This is a genomic window from Rothia sp. HMSC071C12, assembly GCF_001813895.1.
GTDB classification, from domain to species: Bacteria; Actinomycetota; Actinomycetes; order Actinomycetales; family Micrococcaceae; genus Rothia; species Rothia mucilaginosa.
This window is the reverse complement of record NZ_KV814368.1, coordinates 132876-155941: the sequence shown is the minus strand read 5'-3', so window position 1 is coordinate 155941 and position 23066 is coordinate 132876. Positions and strand designations below refer to the sequence as shown.

The 23066-nt window shown below is 59.6% G+C and carries 15 protein-coding genes; 14 read left to right on the top strand and 1 reads right to left on the bottom strand.

Going from position 1 to position 23066, the window contains the following annotated elements; genetic code table 11:
• The first annotated feature begins 31 nt into the window (after nucleotides 1–31).
• From HMPREF2942_RS01735 to purL, 8 genes are all read left to right on the top strand, one after another.
• Nucleotides 32–2824 carry a DNA polymerase III subunit gamma and tau gene (locus HMPREF2942_RS01735; RefSeq protein ID WP_070688119.1) on the top strand — a complete coding sequence of 931 codons (2793 nt, stop codon included), beginning with the start codon at nucleotides 32–34 and terminating at the stop codon, nucleotides 2822–2824.
• A 178-nt stretch (nucleotides 2825–3002) separates the two neighbouring features.
• Nucleotides 3003–4157 (top strand): recombination mediator RecR, encoded by a 1155-nt coding sequence (recR, locus tag HMPREF2942_RS01730; RefSeq protein ID WP_070688116.1) that lies wholly within the window; start codon nucleotides 3003–3005, stop codon nucleotides 4155–4157.
• A 201-nt stretch (nucleotides 4158–4358) separates the two neighbouring features.
• Complete coding sequence (locus HMPREF2942_RS01725) at nucleotides 4359–5654, top strand: aspartate kinase (protein ID WP_070688114.1); 1296 nt, start codon at nucleotides 4359–4361, stop codon at nucleotides 5652–5654.
• Between the two features lie 233 nt (nucleotides 5655–5887).
• Complete coding sequence (locus HMPREF2942_RS01720) at nucleotides 5888–6349, top strand: excisionase family DNA-binding protein (RefSeq protein ID WP_070593554.1); 462 nt, start codon at nucleotides 5888–5890, stop codon at nucleotides 6347–6349.
• Nucleotides 6350–6401: 52 nt separating this feature from the next.
• On the top strand, nucleotides 6402–7352 hold the full coding sequence (locus tag HMPREF2942_RS01715; RefSeq protein WP_070688113.1) for a 3-methyladenine DNA glycosylase: 951 nt from the start codon (nucleotides 6402–6404) through the stop codon (nucleotides 7350–7352).
• Nucleotides 7353–7474: 122 nt separating this feature from the next.
• Nucleotides 7475–7726 carry a phosphoribosylformylglycinamidine synthase subunit PurS gene (gene purS / locus HMPREF2942_RS01710; protein ID WP_005507194.1) on the top strand — a complete coding sequence of 84 codons (252 nt, stop codon included), beginning with the start codon at nucleotides 7475–7477 and terminating at the stop codon, nucleotides 7724–7726.
• A gap of 5 nt (nucleotides 7727–7731) precedes the next feature.
• On the top strand, nucleotides 7732–8544 hold the full coding sequence (gene purQ / locus HMPREF2942_RS01705; RefSeq protein ID WP_012904196.1) for a phosphoribosylformylglycinamidine synthase subunit PurQ: 813 nt from the start codon (nucleotides 7732–7734) through the stop codon (nucleotides 8542–8544).
• A gap of 25 nt (nucleotides 8545–8569) precedes the next feature.
• The gene (gene purL, locus HMPREF2942_RS01700; protein WP_070688109.1) at nucleotides 8570–10888 is read left to right on the top strand and encodes a phosphoribosylformylglycinamidine synthase subunit PurL; all 2319 of its coding nucleotides are present in this window, start codon (nucleotides 8570–8572) and stop codon (nucleotides 10886–10888) included.
• Between the two features lie 140 nt (nucleotides 10889–11028).
• Here purL and HMPREF2942_RS01695 read toward each other — a convergent pair whose 3' ends face one another.
• A complete protein-coding gene (locus tag HMPREF2942_RS01695; protein ID WP_012904199.1) occupies nucleotides 11029–11691 on the bottom strand; it encodes a biliverdin-producing heme oxygenase in 663 nt (220 codons plus the stop codon).
• Between the two features lie 237 nt (nucleotides 11692–11928).
• On the opposite strand from HMPREF2942_RS01695, the gene HMPREF2942_RS01690 reads away from it, so the two are divergent.
• From HMPREF2942_RS01690 to HMPREF2942_RS01665, 6 genes are all read left to right on the top strand, one after another.
• Nucleotides 11929–14292, top strand: coding sequence for an HtaA domain-containing protein (locus HMPREF2942_RS01690; RefSeq protein ID WP_070688107.1), 2364 nt, complete (start codon nucleotides 11929–11931; stop codon nucleotides 14290–14292).
• A gap of 183 nt (nucleotides 14293–14475) precedes the next feature.
• Nucleotides 14476–15639 (top strand): heme/hemin ABC transporter substrate-binding protein, encoded by a 1164-nt coding sequence (locus HMPREF2942_RS01685; protein WP_049338235.1) that lies wholly within the window; start codon nucleotides 14476–14478, stop codon nucleotides 15637–15639.
• On the top strand, nucleotides 15639–16718 hold the full coding sequence (locus HMPREF2942_RS01680) for a FecCD family ABC transporter permease (RefSeq protein ID WP_070688105.1): 1080 nt from the start codon (nucleotides 15639–15641) through the stop codon (nucleotides 16716–16718). The genes HMPREF2942_RS01685 and HMPREF2942_RS01680 overlap by 1 nt, the downstream gene beginning before the upstream one ends.
• On the top strand, nucleotides 16715–17485 hold the full coding sequence (locus HMPREF2942_RS01675) for a heme ABC transporter ATP-binding protein (protein ID WP_070688103.1): 771 nt from the start codon (nucleotides 16715–16717) through the stop codon (nucleotides 17483–17485). Before HMPREF2942_RS01680 ends, HMPREF2942_RS01675 begins: the two co-directional genes overlap by 4 nt.
• A 258-nt stretch (nucleotides 17486–17743) precedes the next feature.
• On the top strand, nucleotides 17744–20302 hold the full coding sequence (locus tag HMPREF2942_RS01670) for an HAD-IC family P-type ATPase (RefSeq protein ID WP_070688100.1): 2559 nt from the start codon (nucleotides 17744–17746) through the stop codon (nucleotides 20300–20302).
• Between the two features lie 608 nt (nucleotides 20303–20910).
• Nucleotides 20911–22983, top strand: coding sequence for a glucose PTS transporter subunit IIA (locus HMPREF2942_RS01665; RefSeq protein ID WP_070629216.1), 2073 nt, complete (start codon nucleotides 20911–20913; stop codon nucleotides 22981–22983).
• The last annotated feature ends 83 nt before the right edge of the window (nucleotides 22984–23066 follow it).

Genomic DNA, 23066 nt, shown 5'->3' with positions numbered 1-23066 from the left:
CCTATCCGCACCCCGAGTTGAAGAGGTTGCCGTGAGCACTGCCCTTTATCGTCGTTATCGCCCCGAGACCTTCGCTGAGGTTATCGGGCAGGAGCACGTGACCGAACCTCTTATGGTCGCTCTGGAGAAGAACCGTGTGAATCACGCGTACCTGTTTTCGGGTCCGCGTGGTTGCGGTAAGACCACGTCGGCGCGTATTTTGGCGCGTTGCTTGAACTGTGCGCAGGGTCCGACTCCGACTCCGTGTGGTGTGTGCGATTCGTGCCGTGAGCTGTCGCGTGATGGTGGCGGTTCTCTTGACGTGATTGAGATGGACGCGGCGAGCCACGGCGGTGTGGATCATGCCCGTGACCTGCGTGAACGCGCTACTTTGGCGCCGGTGCGTGACCGTTACAAGATCTTCATTATTGATGAGGCGCATATGGTGACCCGTGAGGGTTTCAATGCGCTGCTGAAGATTGTGGAGGAGCCGCCGGAGCACGTGAAGTTTATCTTCGCGACGACTGAGCCGAATAAGGTGCTGGGCACGATTCGTTCGCGTACTCACCATTACCCGTTCCGCCTAGTTCCGCCGGAGGTGCTTCTGCCGTTCCTGCAGGGTCTGTGCGATCAGGAGCAGGTGCCGGTTGAGCCGGGTGTGCTGCAGCTGGTGATTCGTGCTGGCGGCGGTTCGGTGCGTGATTCGCTGTCGATTCTTGACCAGCTGATGGCTGGTGCGTCGTCGCAGAACGGTATTGAGTATGACCGTGCGGTGGCGCTGCTGGGTTATACCCATGCGCAGCTTCTGGATGAGGTCATTGATGCGTTGGGTGCGAAGGATGCGCCGACTCTCTTTGGCGCGGTGTCGCGTGTGGTGGCGACCGGTCAGGATCCTCGCCGTTTTGTGGAGGATCTGCTGGAGCGTCTGCGTGACTTGATTGTGGTGAAGGCTGTTCCGCAGGCTGCGGGTCAGATTTTGCAGGGTCTTCCGCAGGATCAGTTGGAGCGTCTGGGTCAGCAGGCTCAGGCTTTGGGTGAGCGTGAGCTGACGGTTGCTGCGGGTACGGCGAATGAGACTCTGAATGGTATGACGGGTGCGGCGAATCCGCAGCTTCAGCTGGAGTTGCTGTGTGCTCGTCTGCTTCTGCCTGCGGTGGAGGGTTCTGCCGGTGGCGCTGAGGTTGCGGCGTTGGCTTCTCGCCTGCAGGTTTTGGAGCGCCGCGTGGCTTCTGGTGCTGCTGGTTCCGCGGGTTCTGCTGGTTCTGCCCCGGCGCAGGGCGGCATGTCTGCGGCTCGCGCGGCGGGTATGGCGGCGGCTGGCCTGGCTCCTAAGACCCAGGTGTCTGCACCCCAGACTTCTCAGGAGCAGGCAGCCCCTCAGCAGAGCGGCTCTCAGCAGGGCAGTTCTCAGCAGGCCAGCGCGGGTGCTCCCCCGCTGGCGGGTGCGCCCCTTAGTGTTGCACCTCTGGCACCGACCGCGCAGGAGTCTGCGGCTGGTGCTCCCCTAGCGGGTAACACCCCGGCGGCACCTCATGCTCCGGCGGCACCGAATGTCCCGGCTTCTCCTGCAGCAGCTGCGGCGGGTACCCCCTCCGCGCCTCTGAAGCTTGACCCGAACGATCCGCTGGCGGCGGTTCAGGGTAATTGGCGCGCCATTCTTAACCGAATGAGCGTTCCCGGTGCGGCGGAGCAGCTGATGAAGGTTCGCCCCGCCCGCATGGACGGCGCAACCCTGTACGTGAGCGCCGACATTGCGACTCTGCGCGCGGTCAAGGGCTTTGTGCCCGAGCTGACCGCCCGCGTGAGTGAGTTCCTGCGCCGTCAGGTGACCATCCACGCTCAGGTGGCGAAGCCCGGTGAGCAGGTCAAGTCCGCAGCGCCCAGTGCTCCCGCAGCGCGGCCCGCGGCTCCGACCGCTGTTGCCCCGCAGGCGCCTCAGCAGCCCGCTCAGCAGACTCCCCCGCAGCCCGCTCAGCCGGCACCGCTGGCTGATGGTCCGCGCGGCGGTGAGGATGCGTGGCGTCGCCACGGTCAGCCGCTGACCGGCGCAAACACCCCCGAGTCCACGAGCGTGGATGCCCCCCTGGGCGCGTGGGAGGTTGCCCCGATTCCGCAGAGCGCCCCCGAGGAAGCACCTCAGCAGATTGCCCCGGCTGCACCGCAGGCACCGGCTGGTCCGCTTGCGACTGAGCCCCCGGTTGCTCCGCAGGTTCCGGCAGGTCAGCAGGTTCCGGTTGCTCCGGCGGGTGGTTTTGGTGAGCGTGATTCCTTTGCGGCCTCCGGTAGTGGAGTTCCGCAGCAGGAGAGCGCTACTGAATCCCAGCATGTACAGGAACCCCAGCATGCCCCGGATCCCCAGTACACGCAGGAGCCCCCGTTCTCGCAGGAGCCCCCTCACGCGGAGGAACCTCCGTATGAGGAGGAGCCCCCTTTTGAGGATGAGCCTGCCTACGCTGAACCGGTTGAGGCACCCGCTGCGCCCGTAGTGCCGACTGCGCCCGTAGTGCCGACTGCGCCCGTAGCACCGGCTGGTCCGCTTGCTAATCCGGTTGAGCCTGCTGGTCCGTTGGCAGAGGCACCGCAGGCAGCACCGGCTGATACTGCTCCGGCAAGCGATGAGAAGCCCGCAACGCAGGCTTCTAACGCAACCCCAGCACCGACTCTTAGCACACCGATTCCCAGCGCACCGGCGGCACCGGCTCGCCCGGCACGCGCCGCATCCGATGAGGACTACGTCTCTGAGGATGATGAGAAGGTCGAAAACAGCACCTTCATCGGTCTGCGCGCTATCGAAAAAATTATTGGTGGCACCGTCATTGACGAACGTCCCCTGCACCAGCCCTAATCCGGGGTTATAGGTGCTGCGCCCGCCATCGCACCGATGGCGGGCGCACTCATTCCAGCCGCATACTCGCTACGCGAAACGCCCCTAAACTGTCAGGGGTTGGGTGCATACTCATAACGTCGCCCAAGAACAGCGCGCCAACGCACCAGCACAACACACCGCATCTGAAGGAGAAGCCATGTACGAGGGAGCAGTTCAAAACCTCATTGACGAGCTCGGCCGCCTGCCGGGTGTGGGCCCCAAGTCGGCTCAGCGCATCGCTTTTCACATTCTGAATGCGGATGCTGCCGATATGGCGCGCCTAGCCAACGCGATTTCCACGGTGAAGACCAGCGTGAGCTTCTGCGAGGAGTGCGGTAACGTCTCCGAGACGAAGCTGTGCACGATCTGTCGTGATGAGCGCCGCGACCCGTCCGTGCTGTGTGTGGTCGAGGAGTCGAAGGACGTGGTGGCGATTGAGCGTACCCGTTCCTTTACCGGCCGCTACCATGTGCTCGGCGGCGCTATTAACCCGCTGGCGGGTGTGGGCCCGGAGCAGCTGCGTATTCGTGAGCTGGTGTCCCGCCTGGCGGATGAGCGTATCCAGGAGATTATTCTGGCGATGGACCCGAACCTTGAGGGTGAGGCGACCGCAACCTACCTCTCGCGCATGCTCGTGCCGCTGGGTGTGCGCCTGTCGCGCCTGGCATCGGGTCTTCCGGTCGGTGGCGATCTGGAGTACGCGGACGAGATTACCCTGGGCCGCGCGTTGGAGGGCCGCCGCGTCATTAGCGAGGGCACCGCGGCGGCGCATACTGCCGCCGAGGATTTTGAGCGCGTGAACCGTGAGGAGGAGCAGGAGCGTGAGCAGGCGGCTCAGGTTCAGGCTCAGGAGGCGAAGCAGAGTCGTCGCCGCTGGAATTCGAGCATGTTTGATGACCTGGATTCTGATTCTGCCGTTTCCCGCCCGGAGGCGCCCGCCACTGAGGGTGTGCAGGGCACGGTGGATGAGCAGCTGATTGAGCAGGTTCTGCAGGAGGCTGAGGAATCAGGCGACAAGGAATCCGGTACTGAGGGCTCACCCGCCGATTCTGCCGATGCTGAAACCGTCGCAGAATCCGCCCCTGACCTGGGCGAAGACTCCGGCGAGGAGGCCCCGGCGAGCGCCGCCTCCGAACCCGCTTCCGAACCCACTGAGACACCCGTAACCGAGCAGTCAGAGGATGCGCCGGAGGTGTTCCGCACCCCGGACTATGAGGAGAAGATCCGATCGATTCAGAACGCCCCGTTGCGCACCCCGAAGCCGGATGTTCCGCCGCTGCCGGGCGTCACGTACGTGAACCCGTGGACCTAAAAACTAGCCCTCTCAGGCTTGCTGTGCCCGCCACTGCGCCTTCGCCTCCATACCCTGCATCGCCACCGTGTAACACTACGTAATATTTCACGGGGCAATACATACGGGTGCACAGTTAGCCGCTTGCACTGAACGCCGTCTACTATAAATGAGGAGCCGGCGTCTGCCGGTGGCACACAAGTAACTGACCTGGAGAATTCTATGAGCCTGATCGTCCAAAAGTTCGGCGGTTCCTCCGTAGCTGATGCGGAGGGCGTAAAGCGCGTTGCCCGCCGCGTCGTGGACACTCAGAAGGCAGGTAACGATGTGGTCGTCGTGGTGTCCGCTATGGGTGACACCACCGATGAGCTGCTCGACCTTGCCGCAGAGGTCACCAGCAATGTCACTCCTTCTCGTGAGCTGGACATGCTGCTGACTGCCGGTGAACGCATTTCGACTGCCATCCTGTCGATGGCTATTAACGACCTGGGTGCTAAGGCCCAGTCTTTCACTGGTTCTCAGGCTGGCATGATTACTGACGGCGTGCACGGTTCTGCGCGTCTGGTTGAGGTCAACCCGGAGCGTATCCGTGAGTCGATTGACGCTGGCAATATTGCGATTGTGGCTGGTTTCCAGGGTGTTCACCGTCAGAGCGGTGATATTACGACTCTGGGCCGCGGTGGCTCCGATACGACCGCTGTTGCACTGGCCGCCGCGCTGAACGCCGATGTGTGCGAGATTTACTCGGATGTGGACGGCGTGTTCACTGCCGACCCGCGCATCGTGCCGACCGCGCACAAGCTGGACACCGTCACCAGTGAAGAGATGCTGGAGATGGCGGCGAATGGTGCGAAGATTCTGCACCTGCGCAGTGTCGAGTATGCTCGTCGTTTTAATTTGAAGCTTCACGTGCGTTCTTCGTTCTCGAACCTTGAAGGCACCATTGTGATCCCGGAGGACTCCGCGGAACTGACCCCCACCCATCTGAAGGAGATTCCCTTGGAACAGCCCCTGATTTCTGGTGTTGCACACGATCGTAGCCAGGCGAAGATTACCGTTGTTGGTGTTCCGGACGTTCCCGGGTCGGCAGCGAAGGTGTTCGGCCTGATTAATGAGGCGAAGGTTAACCTGGACATGATTGTTCAGAACGTGCCGACTGACCGCCCGAACGTGACCGATATTTCCTTCACTCTGGATCAGGCTCAGGGCGATGCTGCGCTGAAGGCGCTGAAGGCTGCGCAGGCTGAGTTGGGTTTCCAGGAGGTTATTTACAACGAGTCGGTTGGTAAGCTGTCGCTGGTTGGCGCGGGTATGAAGACTAACCCGGGTGTTTCGTTCACTTTCTTTGATGCGCTATCGACTGCTGGCGTGAATATTGACATGATTTCAACGTCTGAGATCCGTATTTCGGTGATTACTGAGCTGAGCAAGCTGGATGAGGCTGTTCGCGCGGTGCACACTGCGTTCGGTCTGGACGCTGAGGGTGAGGCTACTGTTTACGGTGGTACTGGCCGCTAGGGTTTAGCTCGTTTGTGGGCTGTACGCTTCGGGAGGGGCGGTGCTGGTTTGATCCGGCACCGCCCCTCCCTTTTGTCTGTGTATAGGTGAAATAACTGAAACGCTTTACAGTTATTTCAGATAGGGGTAGGGTTGTATCAACCACAATGAGCCTCCAACCGAATGATATGCACCCCACCGACGTGGCATCTTCGGACGTTGACTCTGCCGGCAACAGCACCAAGGAGAAGATAATGACCACCACCCTAACCAACCCCCTGGAGGAAGATACCCTCAATCAGGCTCGCGCAGAGGCGCGGGAGATTCTCAAGAATTCTGAAGAAACCACCATTGAGCTGACCGTTTCGGGTCGAGAAAGCCAGCAGCTTGGCGACGCCCTTAACCAGGTCATTCAGCACGTCTTCCATGCCTTGGCTAACGGGCAGAGTATTGATGTTCAGCCTGTCCCCCAAGATTTGACGACGACCGTTGCGGCGCAGCGTATCGGTATTTCCCGCCCCACGCTCATGAAGGCTATTCGCTCTGGTGACCTCCCGGCGCATAAGGTGGGTAGCCACTTCCGTATCCGCACCGAGGATGCCGATGCTTTCCGTAAGGGACTTCTCAAGAAGACCGTTGCTCAGAAGGAGCAAGCTCTCAAAGAGCTCTGGGAACTCGAGGATGAACACGGTCTTGTTGACACCTTCACTGAATAAAGTAGTTTTACTTTCTGCCCTACCTTGTCGCGGCATCGTTTAGGCTAGAAGCATGAGTAGTGTTGTGTTTTCCCAGGTGATGGATGCCCGTCAATGGCGTGCCGCAGAGGCAGCACATGAGGCGCGTGCCGGCCGCTACGCCGACCCGTTTGCGCAGCGTCGCGCCCGCCACGAAGTGCACCCCGTGGAAGATTTCCTCTTCACCTACTACACGCTCAAGCCCGGCCAGTTCAAGCGCTGGCACCCCGGCGCCGGCATCATTCTGCTGGATGCGCCCGAGCGCACCTCCTGGCGTTTCTACCGGCATGCAACCGAGCAGGAGCTCCTTGACGCTGGCTGCACCCCGCAGGTGGCGCGTGCCCAGGCGGATGCAGCCTCCGCCGTCACGGTGGACGTCACCGATTTTGTGGAGCGCCGCGCTACCGCCCTCGCCTTCACCCACGAGATCCTGCGCAACACCGCCGCGAAGAAGGGGCAGTTCGGTTGCTTCGGCATGCACGAGTGGGCGATGGCGTACAAGTCAGTGGAGAACAACATCCGCCACGACTACCTGGAACTGCGCCTGGGCGCGGAGGGTACGGACCGCGTGGTGGAGGAGCACCGCATCCGCTGCTCGCACTTTGATGCGTTCCGTTTCTTCATGCCGCAGGCGGCACCGATGAACGAACTGCAGCCGACCCGCGAGACGCAGCGTGTGCTGGAGCAGCCCGCGTGCCTGCACGCGAATATGGACGTGTACAAGTGGGCGTACAAGCTGCTACCTCTGGTTGATTCAACCCTGGTCATGGATTGTTTCGACCTGGCGTGGGATGCGCGCGAGCTGGACATGCGCGCCGCCCCCTACGATATTCGCGACTGGGGGTACGAGCCGATTCCAGTGGAGACGACCGAGGGCAAGGCTGAATACGTACGCATTCAGCGTGAGCTGTCGGAGCGTTCCATTGGGCTACGTGAGCGCCTGCTTGCGGTGTGCGAGCGCTATCTTCCGCCCCTCGAGGCGTAAAAGACGTGATTCGAGCCTCTTAGAGTATCCACCAACCGAACGCATACCCCCGTTACGGTCGTTAGTACGGTAAGATGAGATACGGCTCATACAGAACCCACGCACCCAAGGAGTGCCCACACATGGCCCGTATTGTTGTTGATGTTATGCTCAAGCCCGAAATTCTTGACCCGCAGGGTAAGGCTATTTCTCACGAGCTGCCCCGTATCGGCGTTGATTCCTTCGTGGATGTTCGCCAGGGTAAGCGCTTCGAGCTGACCGTCGAGGGTGAGGCTACTGAGGAGCACCTCGCAGCTGCCCGCAAGGCTGCTGAAGAGCTGCTGTCGAACCCTGTCATCGAAGACGTTGTGAACGTTTCGGTTCTGGAGGACTAATACCTATGGCAGAGTCCCTCGCACCTACTGAAGTCCCCCTGGTTGGCGACTTTTCTACTTACTCCCCGAACCCCGCTTTCGCTGATGCACGCGTTGGCGTGGTGACTTTCCCCGGCACCCTGGATGACCGTGACGCTGCGCGTGCTGTCCGTCTGGCTGGCGGTACCGTCGTTGAGCTGTGGCACGACGACGCTGATTTGAAGAACGTTGATGCCGTCATTATTCCTGGCGGTTTCTCCTACGGTGACTACCTGCGTGCTGGCGCTATTGCTGCGAAGGCTCCCGTGATGCGTTCGGTGATTGATGCCGCTAACGCTGCTGGTACCTCCGGTTCCGCTCCCCTGCCTGTTCTGGGTATTTGCAATGGTTTCCAGATTCTGACTGAGTCTCACCTGCTGCCCGGTTCGATGATTAAGAACGATCACCGCAAGTTCATTTGCCGTGACCAGATTCTGCGCATTGAGAATAACTCCACCTCCTGGACGAGCAACTATGCTGCTGGCCAGGAGATTGTTGTCCCTCTGAAGAACCAGGACGGTCAGTATGTTGCTGACCAGAAGACTCTGGAGGCGCTGGAGGCTGAGGGTCGCGTGGTGTTCCGCTACGTTGGTTTCAACCCGAACGGTTCCCGTAACGACATTGCTGGTATCAGCAATGAGCGCGGTAACGTGGTCGGTCTGATGCCGCACCCGGAGCACGCTGTGGAGCCTGGCTTCGGTCCTTCCTCTTCTGGTTTTGGTGAGGTTTCTCTGCGCGGTGGCGCCGATGGTCTCGGCGTGTTCACCTCCGTTCTTGCCAACCTGATTAACGCCCGCTAACGCACGACAAGGATTCTAAGAAGTTATGAGCGAAAAGCAGTTTAACCTCGACACCGTCGAGCACGCGGCGGCAACCCCGGACACCGAACTCCCCTGGGCTGAGCTGGGCCTGAAGGAGAACGAGTTCGAGGATATTAAGGAGATTCTTGGTCGCCGTCCTACCGCGGCTGAGCTGGCAATGTACTCGGTCATGTGGTCCGAGCACTGCTCCTACAAGTCTTCTAAGGTTCATCTGAAGCAGTTCGGTGCGAAGGTCACCGATGAGATGAAGAAGGACCTGATGGTCGGTATCGGTGAGAACGCCGGTGTGACCGATATTGGTGACGGCTGGGCTGTTACCTTCAAGATTGAGTCCCACAACCACCCCTCGTACGTGGAGCCCTACCAGGGTGCTGCGACCGGTGTGGGCGGTATTGTGCGTGACATTATTTCCATGGGTGCACGCCCGATTGCTGTGATGGATCCGCTGCGTTTCGGCGCGATTGATCACCCGGACACCGCCCGCGTTATTGGCGGCGTGGTTGCCGGTATTGGTGGTTACGGTAACTCCCTGGGCCTGCCGAACATCGGCGGCGAGGTTGAGTTCGACTCCTGCTACCAGGCAAACCCGCTGGTCAACGCACTGGCTGTGGGCATTATGCGCCACGAGGATATCCGCCTGGCGAACGCATCGGGCGTGGGCAACAAGGTTGTTCTGTTCGGTGCGCGCACCGGTGGCGACGGCATCGGCGGTGCGTCGGTGCTGGCGTCCGAGTCTTTCGATGACACCAAGCCTTCGAAGCGTCCTGCCGTTCAGGTGGGCGACCCCTTCGCTGAGAAGGTTCTGATTGAGTGCTGCCTGGAGCTGTTCAAGGGCTCCGTGGTGGAGGGTATTCAGGACCTGGGTGCTGCGGGTATTTCCTGCGCAACCAGCGAGCTGGCTTCTAACGGTGAGGGCGGCATGCACGTGGACCTGACCAAGGTTCTGCTGCGTGACCCCACCCTGACCCCGGGCGAGATTCTGATGTCTGAGTCTCAGGAACGCATGATGGCTGTGGTCTCCCCCGAGAACGTGGAGCGCTTCGAAGCGATCATGAACAAGTGGGGCGTGGAGTACTCCTTCCTCGGTGAGGTCACCAACTCTGGCCGCCTGGTCATCGAGTGGGACGGCGAGGTCATCGTGGATGTTGACCCCCGCACTGTTGCACACGACGGCCCGACTTACGAGCGTCCTTACGCACGCCCGGAGTGGCAGGATGACGTTCAGGCTAACCACTTCACCGGTTCGGCTGCTGACGATTCCCGCCCGCGCGGTAAGGAGCTGGGCGAGGCAATCAAGGCGTTCATGGCGTCCCCGAACATGTGCTCCAAGTCCTGGATCACTAACCAGTACGACCGCTACGTTCAGGGCAACACCGCCCTGTCCATGCCGGACGACGGCGGTGTGGTGCGCGTGGACGAGAACACCAACCTCGGTGTTGCTCTGGCGACCGACGCCTCCCCTCGTTTCACCTACCTGGATCCGTACGAGGGTGCTCGCGCGTCCTTGGCTGAGGCGTACCGTAACGTTGCGACCGTTGGTGCACGCCCCGTGGCTGTGTCTGACTGCCTGAACTTCGGTTCTCCCGAGGATCCGGATGTCATGTGGCAGTTCGCTGAGGCTGTTCGCGGCCTGGCTGATGGCTGCATGGAGCTGGGTGTTCCGGTGACCGGCGGTAACGTGTCCCTGTACAACCAGACCGGTGGCAAGGCTATTAACCCGACCCCCGTGGTAGCGATGATGGGCGTGATGGATGACGTCACCCGCCGCACCCCCTCGGGTTGGGCTCCTGAGCATGACGGTCAGGCTATCTACCTGCTGGGTACCACTCGCGATGAGCTGGACGGCTCCGAGTGGGCTCGTTTCAAGGGTCACCTGGGCGGTCAGCCGCCGAAGGTTGATCTGGCTCTGGAGCGTCAGCTGGGTGACATGCTGGTGAACATGTCTCGTGACGGCATGATTGATGCCGCTCACGACGTGTCTGCCGGTGGTCTGGCTGCTGCTCTGTCGGAGGCTTGCCTGCGTTTCAACACCGGTGCCCGCATCGGCCTGGGTGAGGTTGCTGAGCGTGACGGCCTGGACCTGTTCACCCTGCTGTTCTCGGAGTCCCTGGGCCGTGTTGTGGTTTCGGTTCCGCGTTCTGAGGAGGTGCGCTTCAAGGATATGTGCACCGCTCGCCAGTTCCCCTTCGCACGTATTGGTGTGGTGGATGCTGCATCGAACGCTCTGGACTTCCAGGATGAGGTTTCCATTGACCTGGATGAGCTGCGTGCAGCTCACGAGGGCACTCTGGCAGCTCACTTCGGTGAGGTTGCTAAGGGCTAGTCTTCGACTAGTTTGAAACTAACGCCGAAAGGGGCGGATGCTTTGTGAAAGCATCCGCCCCTTTTGTTATGCCCGCGGGCTTGTGCATTGAGCGGTGAGAGGTTGTGCGTTGAGGCGTTCTGTTTATGCGCGTTCTGGGTTTATGCCTCGGCGACCTTGCGGCCCAGCTGCGCGAACAGGGAGGCGTTAATGCGGAAGCCTTCGATGCATTCTTCGATGAGGGCTTCGCGCTGTTCGTCGGTCAGGGGTGCGTTGTCGAGCAGTTCGCGGTAGCCGTCCTTAAAGACCTTGGGCTTGGGCAGTTCGGTGAAGCGGTACATGCTCAACGCTTCGGCGGGGATGCCGTAGTGGCGGGTGACGAGCGCTGCGACTGCCTGGCCGCCAGAGAGGTCGCCTAGGTAGCGCAGGTAGTGGTGTGCGAGGTAGCGTTCGGGGGAGTTGATGGTAGCGCGGATGCGCTCTACGTATTCTGCGGTTGCGGGCAGGGGCGCGTCGATGTCGCCTTCCTGGCCGAGTGCGCGGATGTCTGCGCGGATGTATTCTGCGCGGTCGAGGCCGGGGTGGGTGAAGGGTTCGGTAATGGGGCTGGGTTCTGCGCGGTAGTGTTCGGAGACTGCTTCGAGTGCTTCGTAGATGTGCACGTACTGGTTGATGAGGCACAGGTATGCCTCGGTGTTGAGGGAGCCGCCCATGAGGTCTTCCATGAAGGTGGAGTGTTCGGCGTTGTCGTGGACGTGCTTGGTGCTTTCCTTCAGGCGTGCAGAGAAGCGTTCCTGGGTGGTTTCGGGGGCGGTAATAGTCATGGTGAGTTCCTAAAGTGGCTTGTGGGTGAACAATAAATGTTTTAGTGACACGATGTCACCAAAACCTGTTAATGACATATTGTCACCAAAAACCGGTTTTGGCAATAGCTCTCACAAAAAATTTGCTAAGGTAAACCTCATACACAAGTCACCCTAGGCATTAAGTTACACAAACATAGGCTAATAGGGCTAGACTTGATACGAACACCACAATCACAAAATTCAAGGAGACACCGAATGTCTACCCCCTCTCTCACCAAGCGCACTTGGGCGTTCTTGGCTTCGGCAACCATCGGCCTCAGCGGCGTCGCTGGCGTACCCGCAGCCTTCGCAGTTGAAACCAACTCCCACGTCAGCGCCGGTGAGGTAACCGCAGCCTCAGAGCAGAGCCTGCAGGACGTCACCGTCAACTGGGGCCTGAAGAAGTCCTTCCGCTCCTACATCAACGGTCCCTTCTCCCAGGGCTCCCAGGAACTGACCGGCGTCACCACCAACGAAGACGGCTCCTACCACTTCACCTCCGCCGAAGGCACCGTAGCCAACGGCGAATACTCGGTCACCTTCACCGGCTCCTCGATTCACTACACCGCACACCACGGCCTGCTGGAAGTCATCATCTCCGACCTCTCCGTCACCATTAAGGACGGCGTGGGCACCGTGCGCGCCAACGTTCAGTCGCGCCCCTACAACGGCAACACCACCCCGAACGACCTGGTCGAAACCAAGAACATGACCCTCGGCACTTTCAACGCCTCCGGCCTGAAGGTTGAAGGTAACACCATCACCCTGCCCAGCGTTGACGAGGAAAACGGCACCCGCGTCAAGCTTTCCGAAGAGGCAACCGGCGCCTTCGCGGGCTTCTACAAGGCAGGTCAGGAGCTGGATGCGCTCGGCTTCTCCGCAACCATCGTGACCAAGGAAGCACCCGCGCCGAGCCCTGAGCCCAGCACTGAACCCAGCGCCAAGCCGACTGCTGCGCCGACCGCAGAGCCTTCCTCCGCACCGACCAGCGAGGCACCCAAGCCCGCAGACCCCAAGCCTGCAGAGCCCACTTCTGCAGCACCGAGCGCAGCTCCCACCTCCGCGGCACCCTCCTCCCCCGCCGCAACCACCGAGCCCAAGCGTGAAGAAAAGGTCACCGGCAACGTCGTCGAGTCCGGCACCCTCAGCTGGGATATCCGCGAGTCCTTCCTGAAGTACCTGACCGGCTTCGCGCACGGCTCCGTGAACGTTGAGGGCATGGAGAAGACCGCAGCTGGCGGCTTCAAGTACACTCAGGCATCCGGCGTGTACAACCCCGAGACCAAGACCGGTCAGATCAACTTCGCGGGCACCGCAGAGTTCACCGGCCACAACGGTCAGCTCAAGAGCACCATCAAGAACATGCGCCTGGTCGTCGTCAACGGCAAGGGCACCCTGGTCGCTGACGTTGACGCGCTGACCCGCGACGGTAAGTCCGTTTCTAAGACCGGCCTGGCTATCGCCGAGGTGGACCTCTCCGGCGCGAGCGTGAAGGACGGCGTCTTCTCGGCGCAGAACGCAGCAGTCGCGCTCACCGCTGAAGGTTCCGAGGTGCTCTTCGCGGGCCAGTACCGCGGTGCCGACAACGCCATGGCACCGCTGAGCTTCTCCGTAAAGCTCAGCGAGCAGACCGCAGAGAACACCGTTGAGGTTCCCCGCGTCTCTGAGAACAAGTCCTCCGATAACAAGGGTTCTGAGAACGGCTCCTCCGATAACAGCTCCTCGAACTCCTCCGATAACTCCGGCGCTAACGGCTCCGGTTCTAATGGTTCGGCAGGCACCTCCGGCAGCGTCTCTAACGGCGGTTCCTCCTCGAACGGTTCTGTCAGCAACAACCCGGCACAGCCTGTCTGCGTACCCGTCACCCGCACCCGCGAGGTGCAGGAGCAGGGCGCGTCCGACGGCACCATTAAGAGCGCAAACCTTGGCTGGGGCGTGCGTGATTCCTTCCGCAACTACGTGCGCGGCGGCATCGCGAACGGTAGCTGGGAGCTGAACGGCACCTCCTACTCTTCGGATGCGTTCAACTGGTCTAACGGTACCGGCACTTTCAAGGGCGGTAAGGGTTCCATCTCCTTCAGCGGTTCGGTTCGTTTCACCGGTCACCACGGCATTCTGGACACCACCATTGCGAACCCGCGCCTTGAGATTAACGGCAATTCCGGCACTCTCTACGCAACCATGAACAGCAATGACCCCTCCGGCAAGGCAACTAACTACGGTGAGGTGGCACTGCTGAAGGTGGATCTTTCGGGTCTGCAGAGCTCCTCTGACGCTGTGAGCGTCAACGGTGCGGCAACCACCCTGACCGCTGAGGGCGCGAAGGCGTTCGCTGGCTTCTACGATGCCGGTAAGGACATGGCTCCGCTGAGCTTCTCCGCGGCGATTAACGGCGCGAAGACCACCACCAAGACCGTGTCCGAGACCGTCTACGAGGGTGAGGGTTGCGACCCGGTCACCGGTAAGCCTCTGGCTTCCACCGGCGCCTCCGGTGTTGAGGGCACCCTGGTTGCAGGCTTCATCGCTGTTGCAGCCGGCGCGGGTACCGTCGTGTACACTCGCCGCCGAAAGAAGGCATAACGGCACCTCACGAGGATGCCCACACTGTCGGCTCGCCTGTGAGACTCAATCACGAGGTTCACCGGTGAGCCGACACGGTCCGTGCGGGGGTGCAGATTTTCACTGCACCCCCGCTTCAGATGCCAGGTTTTACCCCGGCGCCTACCCCAGTTTTCCTAACTCCCTTTTTTCTGTGAGACGACGATGTTTTCTTCCCTTTCTTCTTCTGCCCTGAACCGCCGCGATGCAGTGAAGTATGCGGCATTCTCCATCACTTCCGCGTTCCTGCTGAGCTCTTGCGGTGTGGGTACTCAGAACCCGGCCGCTTCTTCAAGTGCTTCGCAGGCTGTGGTGGATGAGCAGAGCACCCGCACCGTTTTGGAGAACCTTGCCGATCAGTTGCGTTCTTCTATTGCCCCTGATCAGAAGGCTCTGCGCGGCCCCAATAGCGCCGCAGATACCCCCGAAATTCAGCCGATGGTCGATACCCCCACTCCGGCTTTCCCGGTGACGTTCAAGGATTTCAACGGCACCGAGGTGACCGTTAAGTCCGCTGACCGTGTGCTGGCACTGGACCTGTACGGCACTCTGGCTCAGCAGATGATTGCGCTGGGTCTGGGCGGTCGCCTGGTCGGTCGTGTCACCTCCTCGACGGAGCAGTCGCTGGCTCATCTGCCGCTGGTGACCCAGAACGGTCACGACCTGAACGCTGAGGCGATTCTGGCGACCTCCCCGGACCTGGTGCTGTGGGATAAGAGCAACGGCCCGATTGAGATTGTGGATCAGCTGCGCGCTGCGGGCGTGACCGTGGTGGTCTTCGATCATGAGCGTCGTATGGATAAGATCATTCCGCAGCTCAAGGCTGTTGCGCAGGCACTTGGTGTTCCGGAGGCGGGCGAGCAGGTTGCTGCCCGCGTGCAGAAGGACCTGGATTATGCTCTGCAGGTGCTCAAGGACGTCGCCCCGAAGGGTGCACAGCAGGTGTCGTTCGCGTTCCTGTACGTGCGCGGTACCGCTGGCGTGTTCTTTGTGCTCGGCAAGGGTTCGGGCGCTGACGATTTGATTCAGGCTATTGGCGGCAAGGATGTGGCGTCTGAGCAGAACGCGACGAATATTATTCCGGCGACCAGTGAGGCGCTGGTGAAGCTGAACCCGGATGTCATTCTGACCATGAGCGGCGGCATTAAGTCCACCGGCGGTTTGGATGGTTTCTTGGCTCGCCCGGGTGTGGGTGAGACGACTGCCGGTAAGAATAAGCGCATTATCGATATGGGTGACGGCCAGATTCTGTCCTATGGCCCGAATACTCCGGCGGTGCTTTTGTCGCTGGCTAAGGCTGCGTACTCGACTCCTGCGGGGGGCCAGTAGTGGCTACCGTAAAGAGTGCGGCGGGTGCGCGGGATTATCGTGCGTCGCGTCGGCGTCGTGCCGGTCTGACGTTTACGTTTTTGGCGGTGGCACTGTGCGTTGTGATGGTTCTGTCTGCGGGTTTGGGTCAGTACAATATCCCGACTGATCAGGTGGTTGCTTCTGTGGGCCGCCGCCTGGGTCTTGCGCCGGAGAACCCGGCGATGCAGCTGGCGGATAGCACTCTGTGGAATATCCGTTTCCCGCGTGTGCTGTTGGGCGTGCTGGTGGGTGCCGCTTTGGGTACTTCCGGTGCGGTGATGCAGTCGGTGTTTGGTAACCCGTTGGCTGAGCCGGGCGTGATTGGTGTTTCCTCGGGTGCGGCGGTTGGCGCGTGTTTGTCGATTGTTTTGAACCTGCAGTTCTTCGGTATTTTCACGACTCCTGCATTCGCGTTTGTGGGTGCGTTGGCGGCTACTGCGCTGGTGTATTTCCTGTCGCGTTCTTCGGGTCGTGCGAAGGTCCTGTCGATGATTTTGACGGGTATTGCGGTGACCGCGGTGGCGAATGCGATTATTGCGTTCCTCATGTTTATTGCTGATACGACGAGCCGCGATCAGATTGTGTTCTGGCAGATGGGTTCGCTGAACGGTTCCACATGGAAGGCTGTGGCGAGCGTGTGGCCGGTTATTCTGATCGGCTTGGTAGCGTGTTTTGTGATGGCTTCTTCGCTGGATGTTCTGGCGTTGGGTGAGCGTGCGGCGCAGCATTCGGGTGTGAACGTGGAGCGCCTACGTGCGGTGTCTATTGCGGCGACGGCTTTGTTGACGGGTGCTGCGGTGGCGTATGCGGGCATTATTGCGTTTATTGGTCTGATTATCCCTCACCTGTTGCGCATGATTTTGGGTCCGTCGAATCGTGTGTTGTTGCCGGCTTCGGCCTTGGGTGGCGCGCTGTTGATTGCGCTGTCTGATTTGGGTGCGCGTACGCTGGTTCCTTTTGCTGATTTGCCGATTGGTATTTTTACGGCTTTGGTGGGCGGCCCGACGTTCTTCGTGTTGTTGCGTCGTTCCCTGGGCCAGGGCGGAGGTGCTTCGTGAGTGAGTTGTTGAGCCTGTACGGTGTGTGTTTTAACGCTGGTGGGCGTCAGATTTTGAATGATGTGTCTCTGTCGGTTGCTGCGGGCGAGGTTGTGTCGCTGATTGGTCCTAATGGTGCCGGTAAGTCGACTCTGTTGGGTGTGATTGCTGGTGATATTGCGCCCAGTGGCGGTGAGATTCTGTTGGATGGCGCCCCTCTGGGTTCAATTCCTGCCCGTCAGATGGCGCGTCAGCGTGCGATGCTGTTGCAGAAGTTGAATGTGGCGTTTTCGTACACGGTGCATGAGGTGGTTCAGATGGGCCGTACCCCGTGGAAGGGCACGGAGCGCGCTGAAGAGGATGACGCCGTGGTTGCTTCGATGATGGAGCGTACGTCGGTGACTCATTTGTCGGATCGCGATATTACGACCCTGTCCGGTGGTGAGAGTGGTCGTGCGCATTTGGCGCGTGTGTTTGCTCAGCAGACTCCGCTGATTCTTTTGGATGAGCCGACTGCGGCGTTGGATATTACGCATCAGGAGCAGACGTTGCGGGTGAGCCGTGAGTTGGCTGCTGAGGGTGCTGCGGTGTTGACGGTGCTTCATGACTTGGATGTGGCGGCTGCGTATTCTGACCGTATGGTGTTGTTGCGTGGTGGTGAGGTGGTTGCTTCGGGCACCCCTGAGCAGGTGTGTTCGGCGGAGTTGTTGTCTGAGGTGTATCAGCATCCGATTGAGGTGTTGAGGCATCCGGTGACGAATCGTTTGTTGATTCTGCCGGAACGCTGAGTCTGCTAGCGCGCTGAGTCTGCTGGCTTACTGGTTTTACAGGGGCGTTAGCGAACCATCCGCAAACACTTTCCACCTCAAAACATGCCAGTATTCGCATATATTAAATCTCCGTTCTGGAATGACTGTAAATATCAGTTCATTACAGGGCGGAGATTATCTTTATCCCCTCCTGCACGGATACACTGAAAGGTAATGTCCGCAATACTGAACTCTATTCAGTTCAGCATTCCATCCATTCGAGAAAGAGACCCCCGCATGGATCCTCAGCAGAAAACGGCAGCGCCTGCCGTTGCCGGCTACATTCCCGAATATTCTGAAACACCGCATAGCGGATCTTTCGATATTGCCCAGCACGGTTTGAGCAGCGATGATGTTGCTCGCCTGACTGCTGAAGGTAGGGTCAATACCCAGAATAATAAGTCTTCTCGCACGCTGTGGAGCATTATGCGTGCGCACCTGTTCACGGTCTTCAACTTTGTGTTGGGTGCCTGTGGTGCCGTGGTGATCATGTACCAGCGTTGGGCTGATTTGCTCTTCCTGGGGGCTGTTATCGCTAACGTGGTGATTGGTTTTGTGCAGGAGTACAAGGCGAAGCTTGAGCTGGACCGCATCTCCCTGCTGGACCGCTCCCCCGCTACTGCCGTGCGTGACGGTAAGAGCGTTGAGGTTCCGATGGAGCAGCTGGTTGAGGGTGACGTTGTCATCCTCAAGCGCGGCGATCAGGTTCCGGCGGATGCTGTTGTGCTCACCTCCGATTCTTTGGAGCTGGATGAGTCCCTGCTGACCGGTGAGAACGACCCGATTGCTAAGCGCCCCGGCGATATGGTGCTGTCGGCGTCGAGTGTGCTGGGTGGTACCGGCCGCGTCCTGCTCTCTCACGTGGGTGCGAATTCTCGTGCAAGCAAGATTTCTGATGAGGCGCGCCAGTTCTCGCGTATTCAGTCTGAGCTGCGTGATGCGTTGAACCGTGTGGTCCGCTGGATTACGGTGGGTCTTGCGATCATTATTCCTGTGGTGTCGTGGGGTCAGATTCAGGCGGCTGGTGGCCTGGAGACCGTGCAGCAGAACCACCTGTGGGAGCAGGTTTCTATTGCTGTGGTGTCCTCGGTTGCTTCGATGATTCCGCAGGGTCTGGCGCTGATGACTACTCTGGCGTTTGCGGCGGCGGCTGTGGCGCTGGGTCGTAAGCACAACATCCTGGTGCAGGAGCAGCCTGCGGTTGAGGTTCTGGCTCGTGTGGATGTGGTCTGCTTCGATAAGACCGGCACCCTGACTGAGGGTGGCGTGATTTTTGATTCGGTGCGCCCGCTGGACACCGTTGCTGAGGCTGAGGGCCCGGATGCTGACTCGGCGGAGCACACTTCTTGGCGTGCTTCTCTGCCTGCCGGTTGGAATGAGGCGCTGGCGTGGTTTGGTCACGATGAGAACGCGAACCCGACCGCTGCAGCTCTGACCGGTGGCTTCCCGGATGCTTCTTCGGCGTCGGTGAGCGGTATTGTGCCGTTCTCCTCGGCTCTGCGTTTTAGCGCGATTGAGTTTAAGGATTCGGGCGCGTGGCTTCTGGGTGCTCCGGAGGCGCTTCTCGCCAAGGGCACCGCTGAGCGTGAGCGTGCCGCCGAGCTGGCGGCGCTGGGTCTGCGCACGATGGTTTTGGCGCATGCTTCTGCGGTGGTTCGCAATGAGAAGGATGAGCCGATCCAGAAGATCCCGTCGGATGCTACCCCGGTTCTGTTCGTGATTTTCCGTGAGAATGTGCGAGCGGATGCGCCTGAAATTGTGGAGTATTTCCACCGTCAGGGTGTGACTCTGAAGGTCTTCTCGGGTGATAACCCGTTCACTGTGGCTGCGGCTGCGAAGACTGCGGGCATGGATACTTCTGCGGGCGCGGTTGATGCGTCGACTCTGCCTGAGAACGGTCCGGAGCTTGCTGAGGCTGCGGCTACTCACAATATTTTCGGTCGTGTGTCGCCCGAGCAGAAGAAGAACATGGTGATTGCTCTGAAGGAGCGCGGCCATGTGGTGGCGATGACCGGTGATGGCATTAATGACGCTCTGGCGCTTAAGCATGCAAGCTTGGGTATTGCGATGGGTAACGCTGCTCCGGCGACGAAGGCTGTTTCTCGCCTGGTTCTTTTGGACGGTAAGTTCTCGTCTCTGCCGGCTGCGCTGGAGCAGGGCCGTCAGGTCATTACGAACATTGAGATGGTGGCGAACCTGTTCTTGACGAAGACTGGCTTCGCGATTCTTCTGGGCGTTCTGTTCAGCCTCTTCGGTTTGACCTTCCCGTTCTTGCCGCGTCAGTACTCGACTGCGGACTTCTTGATTGTGGGTGCGTCGTCCTTCGCGTTGACTCTGTTGCCGAATTCGCGCCGTTATGTGCCGGGCTTCTTGCGCCGCGTGCTGAATTACACGGTTCCGAACTCGATTATTGTGGTTGCGATGCTGTTGGCGGTGACGTTCACGGCTCGCGGCATGGGTGTTGAGGATATCCGTCAGGTTCAGACGGCTTCGTTCATTACCCTGGTGATGATGGGTCTGTGGAACTTGGCTGCGGTGGCTCGTCCGTTCAACCGTGCTCGTGTTCTGCTGTTTGGTGCGTTGCTTGCGGTGTTCTTCGCGGCGTTGTTCGTGCCGATTCTGGTGGAGTACCACCAGTTCGTTACTGTGCTTCCGCATCTGCTGTGGACGGCTCTGGGTGCCGGTGCTCTGGGTGCCGCGCTGATTGAGGTGAATGCGCATCGTAACCGCCGTTGGCAGAAGCGTAATTACCCTGAGTTGGAGGTTGCTCCGCTGAATTTCTTCCCGGCTAAGTAGTTAGTCGGAAAGGTAGCTACTTCGGTAGCGTGTGGGCCCCGTATCTTGTGGATGCGGGGCCCTTCCGCGTCTTCATGAGCGCCGTCTTCGAAAGTGCCCGGTCCGGGGCGTATCTGGGCGTACCGGAGGGCTCTGGGACCCTGCCTAGGCTTTGCCTGAGCCCTGCTGGATTTCCAGCCGGGAGGCTCCCCGCAGTCAGCGCCGAGAGCGTGTCTCAGCTATTCTCAGCTATCACTTGGGTGAAACATTTAACAGCTTCTGATAGCTTTTGCCTCTCACCTTGCTCTTAACCTGGGAAAACCCTTAGAGTTACAGGGAACTATTTGAGAAGGGAAACCTTCTTCAGGGTTGTTACTGGTTTGGCAGGCAAGACCTGAGTTACTCAACACCGTATGGGACGGCAGCATATATCTGCCGAGAATCCCCTCTATTTGCTGTACCGAAGCTCCATAGTGGGCACGAGTGTAGTGCTTCCGGTGGTCGAGAGACTCGGGTCTTTTGTGTTTTCTGGACGTGTTTTCCGGGGCTTTTCGGCTACCGCAGCGTCAGGTAGGCACAGCCTCCGGCAACAACCGCATAGACATTGACCGCATATCTAAGGAAGTATCGTGAATAACCGCGAACTTGGCGAGAAGATTCTTGACGGCCTGGGTGGCCCCGAGAACATCGCGCACATTACTCACTGTGCAACCCGCCTTCGTGTCACTCCTGTGTCTAACGATGCAGTGCAGAACAAGAAGATTGAGGGCCTGCCCGGCGTTCTCTCTGTGATTGAGCAGTCCGGCCAGACTCAGGTTGTTCTGGGCGATCGCGTTGAGGCTGTGTACAACGAAATCAACGCTCTGCCTTCTATGTCCGGCCACGCTGAGGGTGACACCAAGGTTGAGGCTGAGGGCAAGAAGTCCGGCTGGCTTACCAACGTCTTCGACGTTCTGTCTGACTCCTTCCGTCCTCTGCTGTGGGCACTTCTGGGTACCTCGATGATTCTGACCCTGATTGTGTTCCTGCAGCAGCTGGGCTTCTTCGGCCAGTACACTGACTTGACCGGTCAAAGCGTGAACATCGACATCATTAACGGTGCTCGTGTGGCTGACCCGGAGGCTGCTAAGGCTCTGAACACCCAGTGGATGCAGCAGTTCGCTTTCTGGTACATCCTGAAGGCTGCTTCGCTGTCGGTTCTGAACTTCATGCCCATCATGCTGGGTGCTACCGCTGCTAAGCGTCTGGGCGCGAACATGTGGGTTGGTGCGGCTATCCCCGCTGCACTGATGACCGGTACCTTCACCGATCTGACTGCTCTGGCTGACAAGACCACTAAGATTCTGAACGTTCCGTTCTTTGGTCTGGATCTGCCGCTGTACGCATTCAGCTACACCGGTCAGGTCTTCCCCCCGCTGCTGGCTGTTGCTCTGCTGGCTCCGTTTGAGCGCTTCCTGAAGAAGGTTATTCCTTCGATGCTGCAGATGGTGTTTGTACCGATGATTTCGGTCATCGTTCTGGTTCCGGTGACCGCGTTCCTGGTTGGCCCCATCGGTATCGGTGTTGCTATGGGTATCTCTGACTTCCTGAAGATGGTTAACGACCAGGCTCCGGCTCTGGTTGGTGCTCTGATTGCTGGCCTGTACCTGTTCATGGTTCCGCTGGGTCTGCACTGGCCGCTGAACGCTGTCATGATTAACAACCTGCAGACCATGGGTACTGACTTCATTCAGTCCCCGATGGGTGCATACAACTTCGCTGTGTTCGGTGTTGTGACAGGTGTGGCTATTAAGGCTAAGCACGACCGCGAGCTGCGCCAGACCGCTGTTGGTGCGTCGATGTCCGGTCTGCTCGGTGGTATTTCTGAGCCGTCCCTGTACGGTGTTGTGCTCCGTTACAAGCGCGTGATTCCGATTATTCTGGTTCCCGCTGTTATTGGTGGTGCTACCATTTCCTTCCTGGGCGTTAAGTCCTACGCGTTCGCGTTCACTTCGCTGCTGTCGATTCCGGCTATGCAGCCCTCGTACCTGTACGTGATTGGTCTGGCTATTGCGTTCTTCGGCGCTATGACCGGTGTTCTGCTGTTCGGTTACGAGTCGAAGGCTGACGCTGTAAGGCACGCTGCGGAGCGTAAGGCTGAGGATGCTGAGGCCGCTCCCAAGGCTGAGGCTGTTGCTGCTAAGGCTGCTCCGGCTGCTGCCGCTACTGCGACCGCCGCTGCTGCACCCGCTGCTTCCGCCGGTGAGGTCATTGAGCTGCACGCTCCCATTGAGGGTACTGCTGTTGCTCTGTCTGATGTTCCGGACCCGATTTTCGCTGCTGGCAAGCTGGGCGAGGGTGTGGCTATTGAGCCGACCGGTACCACTGTTGTTGCTCCCGCAGCCGGTAAGGTTGCTGCAACCTACCCCTCGGGCCACGCTGTGGGTCTGAAGCTGGAGAACGGTATTGAGCTGCTGATTCACGTTGGTCTGGATACCGTGAACCTGGACGGTAAGGGCTTCAGCGTGAAGGTTGCTAAGGGCGATGTTGTTGCTGCTGGCGACGCTCTGATTGAGTTCGATCCTGAGGTTATCAAGGAGGCGGGTTACCCGCTGATTACCCCGGTTATCGTGACCAACACCCGCAAGTTCGCTGAGGTTAAGGGTCTGCCGGGCGTTGCTCACCAGAACCTGAGCACTGTCCTGAAGGTGACCACTAAGTAGTTCGCTTTCTAGGCTCTAAGGGGCCCCACCATTGTGGTGGGGCCCCTTTCCTTTATACCCTGCTTCCTGATGTGCTGTTTCCT

Excerpts from the sequence above, each read along its gene's own strand:
- purL (WP_070688109.1), top strand. The coding sequence starts at position 8,570 with ATGAGCGAAAAGCAGTTTAACCTCGACACCGTCGAGCACGCGGCGGCA.
- HMPREF2942_RS01690 (WP_070688107.1), top strand. The coding sequence starts at position 11,929 with ATGTCTACCCCCTCTCTCACCAAGCGCACTTGGGCGTTCTTGGCTTCG.
- recR (WP_070688116.1), top strand. The coding sequence starts at position 3,003 with ATGTACGAGGGAGCAGTTCAAAACCTCATTGACGAGCTCGGCCGCCTG.
- HMPREF2942_RS01725 (WP_070688114.1), top strand. The coding sequence starts at position 4,359 with ATGAGCCTGATCGTCCAAAAGTTCGGCGGTTCCTCCGTAGCTGATGCG.
- purQ (WP_012904196.1), top strand. The coding sequence starts at position 7,732 with ATGGCAGAGTCCCTCGCACCTACTGAAGTCCCCCTGGTTGGCGACTTT.
- HMPREF2942_RS01720 (WP_070593554.1), top strand. The coding sequence starts at position 5,888 with ATGACCACCACCCTAACCAACCCCCTGGAGGAAGATACCCTCAATCAG.
- HMPREF2942_RS01695 (WP_012904199.1), bottom strand. The coding sequence starts at position 11,691 with ATGACTATTACCGCCCCCGAAACCACCCAGGAACGCTTCTCTGCACGC.
- HMPREF2942_RS01715 (WP_070688113.1), top strand. The coding sequence starts at position 6,402 with ATGAGTAGTGTTGTGTTTTCCCAGGTGATGGATGCCCGTCAATGGCGT.
- HMPREF2942_RS01670 (WP_070688100.1), top strand. The coding sequence starts at position 17,744 with ATGGATCCTCAGCAGAAAACGGCAGCGCCTGCCGTTGCCGGCTACATT.
- HMPREF2942_RS01685 (WP_049338235.1), top strand. The coding sequence starts at position 14,476 with ATGTTTTCTTCCCTTTCTTCTTCTGCCCTGAACCGCCGCGATGCAGTG.
- purS (WP_005507194.1), top strand. The coding sequence starts at position 7,475 with ATGGCCCGTATTGTTGTTGATGTTATGCTCAAGCCCGAAATTCTTGAC.